This window comes from Burkholderiaceae bacterium DAT-1, from assembly GCA_019084025.1.
In the GTDB taxonomy this organism is placed as follows: Bacteria; Pseudomonadota; Gammaproteobacteria; order Burkholderiales; family Chitinimonadaceae; genus DAT-1.
The window spans coordinates 269,042-281,294 of sequence record JAHRBI010000005.1; the positions used below are offsets into that span (position 1 = coordinate 269,042).

At 57.8% G+C, this 12,253-nt stretch carries 8 protein-coding genes; 5 read left to right on the top strand and 3 right to left on the bottom strand.

Annotated elements, in window-relative coordinates; translation table 11 throughout:
* Positions 1–186: 186 nt before the first annotated feature.
* On the bottom strand, positions 187–2,685 hold the full coding sequence (locus KSF73_12165; GenBank protein ID MBV1776463.1) for a prolyl oligopeptidase family serine peptidase: 2,499 nt from the start codon (positions 2,683–2,685) through the stop codon (positions 187–189).
* Positions 2,686–2,910: 225 nt separating this feature from the next.
* Here KSF73_12165 and KSF73_12170 point away from each other — a divergent pair, with 225 nt between their 5' ends.
* Positions 2,911–4,572, top strand: a complete 1,662-nt coding sequence (locus tag KSF73_12170) for a S53 family peptidase (protein MBV1776464.1) — start codon at positions 2,911–2,913, stop codon at positions 4,570–4,572.
* 92 nt (positions 4,573–4,664) lie between these two features.
* On the opposite strand, the gene KSF73_12175 is transcribed toward KSF73_12170, so the two are convergent.
* Positions 4,665–5,375 carry a hypothetical protein gene (locus KSF73_12175; GenBank protein MBV1776465.1) on the bottom strand — a complete coding sequence of 237 codons (711 nt, stop codon included), beginning with the start codon at positions 5,373–5,375 and terminating at the stop codon, positions 4,665–4,667.
* Positions 5,376–5,521: 146 nt separating this feature from the next.
* Positions 5,522–6,520 carry a helix-turn-helix domain-containing protein gene (locus KSF73_12180; GenBank protein ID MBV1776466.1) on the bottom strand — a complete coding sequence of 333 codons (999 nt, stop codon included), beginning with the start codon at positions 6,518–6,520 and terminating at the stop codon, positions 5,522–5,524.
* A 122-nt stretch (positions 6,521–6,642) separates the two neighbouring features.
* On the opposite strand from KSF73_12180, the gene KSF73_12185 reads away from it, so the two are divergent.
* The 4 genes from KSF73_12185 to KSF73_12200 are packed head-to-tail and all read left to right on the top strand — an operon-like array spanning position 6,643 to position 12,202.
* Entirely contained in the window at positions 6,643–7,779 is a 1,137-nt protein-coding gene (locus KSF73_12185; protein MBV1776467.1) for an acyl-CoA dehydrogenase family protein, read from the top strand.
* A 13-nt stretch (positions 7,780–7,792) separates the two neighbouring features.
* The gene (locus tag KSF73_12190; protein ID MBV1776468.1) at positions 7,793–8,998 is read left to right on the top strand and encodes an acetyl-CoA C-acetyltransferase; all 1,206 of its coding nucleotides are present in this window, start codon (positions 7,793–7,795) and stop codon (positions 8,996–8,998) included.
* Between the two features lie 10 nt (positions 8,999–9,008).
* A complete protein-coding gene (locus KSF73_12195; GenBank protein ID MBV1776469.1) occupies positions 9,009–11,144 on the top strand; it encodes an enoyl-CoA hydratase/isomerase family protein in 2,136 nt (711 codons plus the stop codon).
* Between the two features lie 2 nt (positions 11,145–11,146).
* Entirely contained in the window at positions 11,147–12,202 is a 1,056-nt protein-coding gene (locus KSF73_12200; protein MBV1776470.1) for a CoA transferase, read from the top strand.
* The last annotated feature ends 51 nt before the right edge of the window (positions 12,203–12,253 follow it).

A 12,253-nucleotide genomic window follows, 5' to 3' on the forward strand; every position in this document is an offset into this window, starting at 1 on the left:
AATGAGTAATACTTGATCCTGCTTAACCGGAAATATTACATAGAGACATCTCTGCCTGCACAGTTTTTGTGGTCGGAAGCATGTGCAGTAATACCAATTATCGCGATGCCAGCCAGCAAAAAAAATTGCGGAAGATTGCTCTTCCGCCATTTTCAATCAAATGCATTGATCAATTGATCAAGTAGCTTACTTGCCCTCGGAAACATTCGCCGAAGCATTTTTCACATACTTGTCGAACCAGTTCACCATTTCGTACACCTCCTGCTCGTTGGATTCGAGGGCGGTATACCAGTGCGGTTCGTGCGGCAGCATCACCAGACGAGTAATACCGCCATTGCCACGAATCGCTTCATATAGCTTGGTGGCCTGCAGCGGTGTAGTGCCCGGATTCGCATCATCTTCGCCATGCATGATCAGAATCGGTGTTTTCAGCTTGTCGGCAAAGAAGAAGGTCGAAGCCTGTTTGTAGACTTCCGGCGCTTCCCAGACCGAACGACGTTCGTTCTGGAACCCGAACGGCGTCAGCGTCTTGTTATAGGAACCGCTGGTTGCCACACCGGCCTTGAACAGATTGGTATGCGCCAGCAGATTAGCCGTCATCAGGGCGCCATGGCTGTGCCCTGTCACCCCGATACGTTCAGGATCAACCACACCCATCTTCACCGCTTCGTTCACCGCGGCCTTGGCATTGGCAATCAATTGCGGCAGATAGGTATCGTATGCAGTGCGCGGGTCGCCCACAATCGGGAAACTGGCACTGTCGATAATGGCATAACCCGACAGCAACAGGAGTTTGTACTGGCGCAGACGGGTATAGGTCTGCTGCGATCCGCTCACTTGCCCGGCTTTGGATGCATCCGCATAATCCAGCGGATACGCGTTCAGAATCGCCGGCAAGCGGGTACCTTCCTTGTAGCCCGGCGGGGTATACAGGGTAAAGGACAGATCCACGCCATCTTCGCGCTTGTATTTCACCAGCTGCTTCTTGATCTGGCGAATCACTGGCGTCACTTCTTCGACATGGGTCAATGACTGTCCGGCCAGGGCAAACTTGGCTTCGCCCTTGTCTGCCGATTGAGTTGTACCAAGTGAGCGTGCCCAGACATTCGGCGGATCAACGGGGGTTTGGCGCAAAGTCAGGAAGCGGCTGCCATCGCCGCTTTGCAGGCTGATCACCCGCTCGTATGCATCCTTTCCGCTACGGAACAGACGTTCGCTGGTCAGCGTCTCCAGATCAAGGCGATCCAGGAACGGGCGATCCCCGTCGGGCGATGATCCCGAGCCAGTCAGGAAGATGCGATTGCCATCCATGCGAATGACGGCCTCCCCATTTGGCAAACGGCGCATGACCGGCGAACCCGGATTGTTGTAGCGATCCTCCGTTGACATATCAACCCATACGCGATGCGCTTGCTCGGGTTTATCCGCATTGAAAATGGCAGTACGCATCCAGTTGCGGTTGGCATCATATTCATAGAGCATGGCGGTGTCGGCGCGCTCGGTCCAGCTGATTCCTGCAAATCGCTGTGTGGTGCGGGCAATTTCGACAGGCGCAGCGGTAAAGGGTGCCGATTGCATCATGACCTTGTCACGTGCGGGCACGTTCACTTTCCAGTTACCCTCATCCAGCGCCTCTGCCCAGACCAGTGTGGCAGGCTGTAACGGACGCCAGACATGACTGCGCGGCCCCTTGCGCACACCGCGCACCGGTACGCTATCAGTAAGTGGAACCGAGGCAATTGTCTTGATCGCAACCTTTGCAGGATTGGAAACATCCCACACTTCGATATCTACCGGAAAGCGGTTGTACGCCACCACATAGGAATACGGCTGATGAATGCGATCAACCAGAATGTGCTTGCCATCCGGTGCCGGTTCAAGGGAGTCATAGTTGGCAGGTTTGCCAATCAGGGTGACCTTGCCGCTCGACGCGTTTACCAGCGCCAGCTGACTTGCCGCGTAGTAATCGAACAGCGCTTCGTCGTGCGGGCTCTTGAGGGTGTCACGCGTTTCATAGGTGCTACTCTGGCCTGCCTTGCCTGTGCTTTCCTGAATATTCGGACTGAGTTCGCTTGCGGGCGCAGTGGGAGCGTTGCCAATGCCGGCGGGCACCAGTTTCACCAGCAGATGCTGCTGATCCGGCATCCACTGCACTTCTTCGTTAAACATCGGATTGAGTTTGAGTCCGGCAATCTTGCGCACCTTGGCGCTGCCAGCTTCGCCTACCCACAGTTCGACTGATTCTTTGGCAACATTGGAAAATACAAAGCGCTTGCCGTCAGCGGACCAAATCGGCGTACCAGGACAGGCCCCCGCAGGCAACCCAATGTGCTGTTGCTTGCCATCAGCTACGTTCACCAGATCAAGATTAGCGACGCACGGGTTGATACCATAACCACCGGGGGTGTCGTGTTTACTATGATTACGCGGTTCGACGCGGGCACCCGCCAGTTTCAGGAAAGGTTCGGCCACACGCGTAATCGAGGGATACTCCTGCATGGACACCATCAGCATCCTGTCACCCGTCGGACTCATCATCGGCGCAGGGAGTGCCGGTGCACGCATCACCTGACGGATGTTGTCGGGCGGCGAGTTGTATCCTGCAAAAACCGGAGCAGCTGCCGGTACAAGGCACGCGGCAACCGCATAAGCGATCGCGTGGCGGACAGTAGGTGCTGTGTTCATGTTTTCCCTCTTTTGGTCACTCGGACGTCCCCGCGTCTGGATTGATGCCGACCGGGAACCTAGTGTTGCAGTGTACCTCTATCCTGTGCGTTTACTCCAAATACACCACTCATCAGAATCACTACTCACTGTCCCTCCGTTCATCCCGAACAATATGTTAGCCAAATCTAAATTAGATTAATCTGATTGAGTAACGTCTTTTGGCGGATCTAGAGGAATAGTGTGATGACATTTCGCGCGACCTTGTTTCTGACAGCCCTTGCAAGTGCTTCTGCAACCCAGACGCATGCAGCAGGCTTTTTTGATACTGCGGGGCAAACCTGGGGCACCGCCAGAGCAGGCTGGATGGCGACAGAAACGGTGGCAAAGCAGGTCACAGGATCAAAGCTGAATGAACTCGCGGCATCGCGGCAGGTGCCCATCACTATTACGCTGCAGGCACGCAATCAGGATCAGCTGGATCGCATTGTTGCCGATCAGCTAACCGGAACGGGTCGCGCCCTTACGTCAGCGGAAATGTCCGCCCAATTCCTGCCGACACAGACCGATGTCAGCGCTGTTGTTACCCACCTTGCACAAGCTGGCTTCCACGATATTGTAGTGGCCGAGAACCGCATGATCATTACGGCCGTCGGGAATAACAAAGCCGTCAAAGCCGCATTCCAGACGCCCCTGATGAGCGAAACCAGCGCCAGCGGCGTTCAGTATTTCTACAACAGCCAGCAAGTGCTCGTCCCCAGCCAGCTGGCCGGTGTTGTGCGCTCGGTCACGGGTCTGCAAAGCGAGGAAAAGCTGCAAACCTTCATGCAGATGCGTGAAATCGCCCCGGAAATGCAGTTCACGCGGGGCATGGTATCTGCCGCAGCAGTCACCAATGCTGTCACCTACCACTATCCGGCCGAATTCCGCACGCTGTACAACGCCAACTCGCTGAAGCCCAGCACTGCCGCGATAGCGGTCATTGTGCAGGGGAATCTGACACAGACGCTTGCCGACCTGAAGCTGGGCATGACAAAGGCCGGCGTCAGCTCGGTGAATGTGATCACCCGTCAGGTTGGTGCTGCATCGAACGACATCAGCAATATGGGTGAGTGGAATCTCGATACCCAAACCATCGTCGGCATCAGTGGCGGCAGCCTGAAATCTCTCACCCTGTATGATGTTCCTACCCTGTCCAACAGCGATATTCTGGCTGGGGTAAACAAGTTTGTATCGGACAATACTGCGAAAATCCTGAGCATCTCGCTAGGCGAGTGCGAGGCCGCCGCCAAAACGAGTGGTTTTATTGCAGCAATGGATGCAGTGTTCAAGATTGGCGTTGCACAAGGACAGATGTTCTCTGTTTCTACAGGAGATTCCGGCTCCAGTATCTGCGGTGCCAAAACGGTATCCTATCCAGCAACCTCACCTTATGTTGTAGCGGTCGGGGGAACCACACTGACGACCACCAGTGCCGGTGCCTATGTGTCGGAAACTGCATGGAAAGGCAGCACCGGTGGCAATAGTGCCTACGAGGCTGCACCAACTTGGCAAAGCGGTAGCAATACCCGCAAGGTGCCGGATATTGCCTTCGATGGTGATCCGAACTCCGGCGCGGCCATCTACGTAAAAGGCAAACTCGCTCAAATCGGTGGCACCAGCCTGTCTGCACCGATTTTTGCAGCCCTGTGGGGTCAGGTCATCAGCAACCAGACCAAAACCCTGAGCGCCAATCCAACCGCATCGTTTTACAAGTATCTGCCTACGAATGCTTCACTGTTCAATGACATCAAAAGCGGCAGCAACGGTGCATACAGCGCTGCCGCTGGCTGGGATTACACTACCGGCTTCGGGAGTCTGAACATCGCCAATGTCAGCGCATTTGCAGCAAAAACGGCAGGATTTTGATTCCAACACCGACGTGTTTGCATAAGAAAACGGCCAGTGGATTCACTGGCCGTTTTGTATGCTGGCAGATATAACGATCTGCGCTCAGGCAATTAGAAGCCCCAGACGTAGCCAATCTTGATGGTTGGCACAGCCTTCAGGAACTTCACCGAATCGTTCAGCTTGCTTTGTTCAACCAGCGCATCGGCTTTTAAACGCGCGCAGTAGGAATCAAACATGCTAGCGCCACATACCGCGGTAACCGTCGAGTTCAGTTTGTTGCTCAATGTCAGACCAGCATCAATAAAGAGTCCCGAGTCTGATCCGGTCAGCTTGCCCCAGCCTACCCCAATATACGGTTTGATCTTGTTGGCAGCAGTCACTTCGCCATCAATCGAATACACCTGATCTGCGGCATAGGTATTATGACCGAGTTGATATTTGTTACCGTCTGACACACCCTTGAGCGAAATCCGGTTGGTGCCGGAAAGCAATCCGCCTGTTACACGGAAAAAACCACCGTTTGGTGCCCAATCCACCAGCAGGGATACATCGCGCGCGGTATAGTTCCCGTCATACTTCATGCCGGTAGTGCTGACATTGTGGCTGATACCGCCATCATTGAATCCGAGACGCACCGTTGTATTCGGGAAAATCAGCAGGTAGTCCGCAGCAATCGACACACCTGCGCCGTCCACGCCATAGGATGCCTGCACACCCAGACCGACGTCCTTGCGCTGTGCCACCATGCTGTTATCTGCATACGCCGAGCCAGCCAGAGCGGCCAGCGCCAGTGCGCCCACTTGAATTGCCTTAATCGACATTGTCCTTGTGCTCCCGAATTGCTTGCTGTCTGCGTGCGACTGACGTCGCATCTGCCGGAAAAGCGCAATCTTATCCGATCACGCCCGACTACTGAGCATGAAAGAGCAAAAATGCGTAAAAAGGTTCCACTGCCCCCGATGTCCGATTAAGCGGACATGCGTTTACGATAGGCCAGCGGACTTGCATCAAACCGATCCTGAAAGGCGCGCCCCAGTGCACTGGCACTGCCAAATCCGCATTCGCTGGCGACATGTGACACGGCCATCCGTGTCGAGCGCAGCAGAAAAGCCGCCATTTCCAGTCGCAGCAAAGCCACGTATTCGCGCAGGGTGTGGCCGGTTGCCGCCTGAAAGCGTCGCGACAGGGTGCGCTCGCTCATGGCAGCCTGCGCTGCCAGTGCCGCCGCTGCTGATAAATCGGCCAGTTCGCGCTCGATGCGATCCTGTACCGACAGAATCTGCGCATCGCCATGCTGGCGAAAGCGCCGTGTCCACGCGGCCAGATGCGCGTAACCCGGTAATACTTCGTTCACCGCCACCCGCAAAATTCGCTGCGATACACCTGCCCCGAAACGCTGGTCAATCACATACGCGCATGCATCCACTGCCGCGTTGATGCCGGTAATGGTAATCAGGCGCTCGTCCACCACCATGGGGCGGGTGGGCGCAAAGGTGATATCAGGGAAATACTGGCGAAACCAGCGGGTTTCGTTCTGCATGCCAGTGGCAATCCGGCCTGAAAGCAACCCCGCCTTGGCCAGCAGCGGCGCGCCGTTGAGCGCCACTAGCGTGGCACCTTGCGCGTATTGTTCGCGCAACCAGCCGGTGAGTTCGGCCTCCCCCTCCCGCAGCGCACGCTGCGGGGCAAACTGGGCCGGCACCATCACATAAGCATACCGCTTGCCGTTGTTCAGCGTGGCACTGGCCGCAATCGGCGCACCGGCAAAGTTGTGAACCGGCAGGCCGTCCACCGATACCAGATCAATATCAAACAGGCGGCTCGCCATCACATCGGCGCTGCGTGCCTGCATGGTGCCTGCCAGCAGCAGCATTTCCTGCGTGAGATACACATAGCTGGCCATCACCGCCGGCGGCAGCAAAATGGCGACGGGAACAGGCGTGTGCGATGCGGTTTGGCGTTTCATATCAAATATCTGTCTGATCAGATCAAACAAAATGATCAAGCATTTGCTCAAATGATGCAAATTGCGCCGAGTACCCAAACGCGCGAATGACACATAGAACAAGATGGACTGGAGACATCCCCATGATCAGCCGCACACTATTTGATGAAGAGCACGACCTGTTTCGCGACTCGGTTCGCCGGTTTATGGACAGCGAAGTCATGCCGCACCACGAACGCTGGGAAGAGCAAGGCTATGTCGATCGCGAGATCTGGACCCAGGCCGCCGAATCCGGCTATCACTGCGCCAGCATGCCGGAGCAATATGGCGGCGCCGGTGCAGATATCCGCTATAGCGTGGTGCTGATTGAAGAAATCTACCGCGCAGGGGCGACCGGCCTCGGTTTCGGTCTGCATTCGGAAATTGTCGCGCCCTATCTGCTGCACTATGGCAGCGAAGCGCTGAAGCAGCACTATCTGCCCAAGCTGGCCAGCGGCGAGATGATCGGCGCGATTGCCATGACCGAACCGGGCGCGGGCTCCGACCTGCAGGGCCTGCGTACATCGGCCGTACTGGATGGCGATCATTACGTCCTCAATGGATCGAAAACCTTTATCACCAATGGCTGGCATGCCGACATGGTGATCGTAGTGGCGCGGACCACGCCAGAAGGTGGCGCCAAGGGCACCAGCCTCTTTGTCGTTGATACCTCGATGGCTGGCTTCTCCAAGGGCAAGCGCCTGAAAAAAGTCGGCATGAAGGCGCAGGACACCTCCGAGCTGTTTTTCGACAATGTGCGCGTGCCGGTGGGAAATCTGCTGGGTGAAGTGAATCAGGGCTTCAAATACCTGATGCAGGAATTGCCTTGGGAACGTCTGCAGATCGCCATTGGCGCCATTGCCTCGGCCGAATCTGCCATCGAATGGACGCTCGCCTACACCCGCGAACGCAAGGCATTTGGCAAGGCCGTGGTCGATTTCCAGACGACCCGCCACACGCTGGCCGAACTCAAGACCGAAGTGCAGATCGGCCGCGTATTCGTCGACAAATGCATCGAGCTGATCATGGACAGCCAGCTCGATGCCGCCACAGCCTCCATGGCCAAATACTGGGCCAGCGATCTGCAATTTAAGGTGCTGGATAAATGCGTGCAGCTGCATGGCGGCTACGGCTATATGTGGGAATACCCCATCGCCCGCGCCTGGGCCGATGCACGCGTGCAGCAGATTTACGGCGGCACTAACGAAATCATGAAAGAGCTGATCAGCCGTTCGCTGTAAGCCGGAGACTCCTATGGAAGCGTATATTTTTGATGCCGTGCGCACCCCGCGCGGCAAGGGCAAGAAGGACGGCAGCCTGCATGGCTTCACGCCGCTTTATCTCGCCGAAACTGCCTTGCGCGCCATCCGCGACCGCAACCATCTCGATACCGCACTGGTGGACGACGTGGTGCTGGGCTGCGTGGAACCTGCCGGTGAACAAGGTGCCTGCATTGGCCGGATTTCGGTACTGGCTGCAGGCTATGCCGAATCGGTCGCAGGCGTACAGATCAACCGCTTTTGCGCCTCCGGCCTTGAGGCCTGCAATATGGCAGCTGCTCAGGTGATGTCCGGCCAATCGGATATGGCGATTGGCGGTGGCGTAGAAAGCATGTCACGTGTGCCGATGGGCACATCCGGCGGAGCGTGGGCCGTCGATCCGCACAGCGCCTTCCCAACCTACTTTGTGCCACAAGGTATTTCAGCTGATGCGATTGCCACCCGCTGGGGCTACTCGCGGACAGATGTCGATGCCTATGCTGCCGAGAGCCATCGCCGCGCGCATCTGGCGGCGACTGCAGGCTATTTTGCACGGTCGATTGTGCCGGTGCGCGATGTGAATGGCCTGATCGCGCTAGGTCGTGACGAGACCATCCGCCCGGCAACGACTGTCGAATCACTCGGCCAGCTCAAGCCTTCATTTGCCGTGATGGGCGAGCAATTTGGTTTTGACGACGTGATCTGCCAGCGTTATCCCGATATGGATGGCATCCAGCATGTGCACCATGCGGGCAATAGTTCGGGCATCGTCGATGGTGCCGCCGCCGTCCTGATTGGTAGCCGCGAAGGCGGTGAACGCGCCGGACTCAAGCCGCGTGCGCGCATCCGCAGTTTTGCCAGCATCGGCTCCGAACCGTCCATCATGCTTACCGGCCCGAGCTACGCCACCGAGAAGGCGCTGAAACGCGCCGGGATGTCAGTAAAAGATATCGATCTGTTCGAGCTCAATGAAGCGTTTGCCGCCGTGGTGTTGCGCTATATGGACGCGCTGGCCATTCCACACGACCGTATCAATGTGAACGGCGGTGCAATTGCGCTAGGCCATCCGCTGGGCGCGACTGGCGCGATGATTCTGGGCACGCTGCTCGATGAAATGGAACGGCGTAACGTGGGTACGGGCCTCGCCACCTTGTGTGTGGGTGCGGGTATGGGTACCGCGACCATCATCGAACGTGTCTAAGGAGAAAATTATGATCGACTACATCCTCGACACCGACGGCATTGCCAATCTGTGCTGGAATCTGTCTGGCCGCAGCCAGAATGTACTCAATGGCGAAAGCTGCGCGGCATTCTTTGACGCCATTGATCGTGCCATCGCCGACCCGGATGCACGCGCCATTCTGATTTCATCCGCCAAGTCTGACTTTATTGCCGGCGGCGATCTGGAATGGTTGCTGGCCAGCACCGAAGCCGAGACCTTGTTCAAACAAACGCGCACCATCCAGCAAGCCTTGCGCAAGCTGGAAACCTGCGGCAAACCGGTGGCCGCTGCACTCAATGGCAGCGCACTGGGCGGCGGGCTGGAAGTGGCGCTGGCTTGTCATTACCGTGTTGCTGCGGAGAATCCCAAGGCTCGCTTCGGTCTGCCCGAAGTCACGCTGGGACTCTTGCCCGGCGCAGGCGGCACGCAGCGATTGCCGCGCTTGATCGGCGTACAAGCTGCCCTGCCCCTACTGCTCGAAGGCAAGCGCCTGAAAGCCGCTGATGCGCTTAAACTCGGCATCGTTCAGGCTATTGTGCCTGCGGGCGATGAAGTACAAGCCGCCAAAGCGTGGCTTGTGAGCCAGTTGGATCAGCCTGTCTCCCAGCCTTGGGACAGCAAAGGCTACAAGGTCCCCGGTGGCGGCATCCAGACACCTGCCATCCAGCAAACCTTCATGGCGGCCAACGCGCTGCTGCGCCAGAAAACCAAGGGCAACTATCCTGCGGCGACCAGTATTCTGTCGTGCGTGTACGAAGGGCTGATCACCGATATCGATACCGGTCAGGCGACCGAGGCGCGCTACTTTGTGCAGGCAGTGCGTTCGCCTGAAGCCAAGGCCATGATCCGCACGCTGTTTTTCAGCATGAACGAGGCGAATAAACTGGCGAGTCGCCCGGCAGATATCCCTAAGCGCAGCTATGCCAGTATTGGTGTACTGGGCGCGGGCATGATGGGCGCAGGGATTGCCTATGTGGCGGCAAAGGCCGGGATGAAGGTCGTCCTGCTTGATTCGACGCAGGAAGCTGCCGAACGCGGCAAGCATTACAGCCGCACGCTCACCGACAAAGCCGTGCAGCGCGGCCAGATGACGCAGGAGAAGGCCGATGCCCTGCTGGCGCGGATTCTGCCCACAACCGATTACGCCGCACTGGACGGCGCCGAACTGGTGGTCGAGGCTGTCTTCGAGGATCGCGCCATCAAAGCCGATGTGACGCGACAGGCCGAAGCCATGCTCGCGCCGAATGGCATTTTTGCCTCCAACACATCGACCCTGCCGATCTCGGGGCTGGCCGAAGCCAGCGTGCGCCCGGAACGCTTTATCGGCCTGCATTTCTTCTCGCCAGTCGACAAAATGCCGCTGGTGGAAGTGATTATTGGCAAGGCCACCAGCGATGTCACACTGGCCGAATCACTGGACTTTGTCAAAGCACTCGGCATGACGCCGATTGTGGTCAACGACTCGCGCGGCTTCTACACCAGCCGCGTGTTCTCCACTTATGTGCTGGAAGGTCTGGCGATGCTGGCCGAGGGCGTCAAACCGGTACTGATCGAACGGGCCGGCCTGATGGCGGGCATGCCGGTCGGGCCTCTGGCGCTGACGGATGAAGTCTCTAGCGAACTGATCTGCAAGATCAACCGCCAGACTCGCGCCGATCTAGGCGATGCCTACACTGACAAGCCCGGCGAGCAGGTCGCCGAACGCATGGTCACCATTGGCCGTATCGGCAAGAAGGCGGGGCGCGGCTATTACGACTACCCAGCGGATGGCAAAAAGCAGCTGTGGGCGGGTCTTGCCGAGGAATTTCCTGTCGCTGCCGAGCAGCCCGATGTACAGGTACTGATCGAACGTTTTATCACCATTCAGGCCGTGGAAACCGCACGCTGCATGGCTGAAGGCGTGCTCATGCATGCGCGCGATGCGGATGTCGGGGCGATTCTGGGCTGGGGTTTTCCGGCCTATAAGGGCGGCCCGATCAGCCATATCGATACGGCGGGTCTGCCCGCCTTTATCGCGCAATGCGAGGCACTGGCGCATCAATTCGGCCCGCGCTTTGCACCGCCCCCTTGGATCAAGGAAATGGCAGCAACCGGTCGCACCTTCTACCCTGTGGCGGGTGCATAAGCATGGGGCCGCTGCACGGGGTAAAGGTCGTGGAAATTGCCGGACTTGGTCCGGCGCCATTCTGCGGCATGCTGCTGGCCGACATGGGCGCGCAAGTCATCCTGATCGACCGGCCAGTATCTCCCGTGCCAGACCCGCTCGCGCTGGGCAAAGCGGCCATTTTCAATCGCGGCAAACAATTGCTCAGGCTGGATCTTAAACAGCCCGAGGCAATCGCCACCGTCCTCGATCATCTGGCGGACGCCGATATCCTGATCGAGGGCATGCGCCCCGGCGTGATGGAGCGGCTCGGTTTAGGTCCTGACATTTGCCATGTGCGCAATCCGAAGCTGGTATACGGCCGCATGACCGGCTGGGGCCAGACCGGCCCCCTGGCACAGCATGCGGGCCATGACATCAACTTTGCGGCACTATCCGGCGCGCAGTGGTTTGCCGGTGCGCCGGGGGACGCACCACTGGTGCCACCTACCTTGGTAGGTGATCTCGGTGGCGGCGCCTTGTATCTGGCGATGGGGGTACTCGCCGCGCTGTTACACGCACGCCAGTCCGGACAGGGTCAGGTCGTCGATGCGGCCATTGTCGATGGCAGCGCCAACCTGATGAATCTGCTGCTGTCGCTGCATGCGGGCGGATTACAGCCGATGCAGCGCGGCACCGGTCTGCTGGATGGACCGCACTGGTATGGGGTGTATCGGTGCGCCTGCGGAGGCTGGCTGAGTGTAGGTGCGCTGGAAGCCCCCTTCTACGCCATCTTCCTCAACAAGCTGGGGCTGGCAGATGATCATGCCTTCAAGCGTCCGTTCGACCCGCGCACCTGGCCCGAGCTTCGCCAGCGTCTTTCCAGCCTGTTTGCATCACATCCGCGCACACACTGGATGAGCCTATTTGACGGGACGGATGCCTGTGTGGCGCCCGTTCTTTCACCGTTGGAATCAGCTGCGCATCCGCATCTGGGTGCACGCGGGGTATATCAGACCATTGACGGTGTATTTCAGGCTGCCCCGGCGCCACGATTCAGTCTCACACCAGCGCAAGCTGGACCAATACCTGCGGCCTGATGACATCCAGTTATTAGCACTAGGGTTCCTGCAAAAATCAAGTAACAAGAG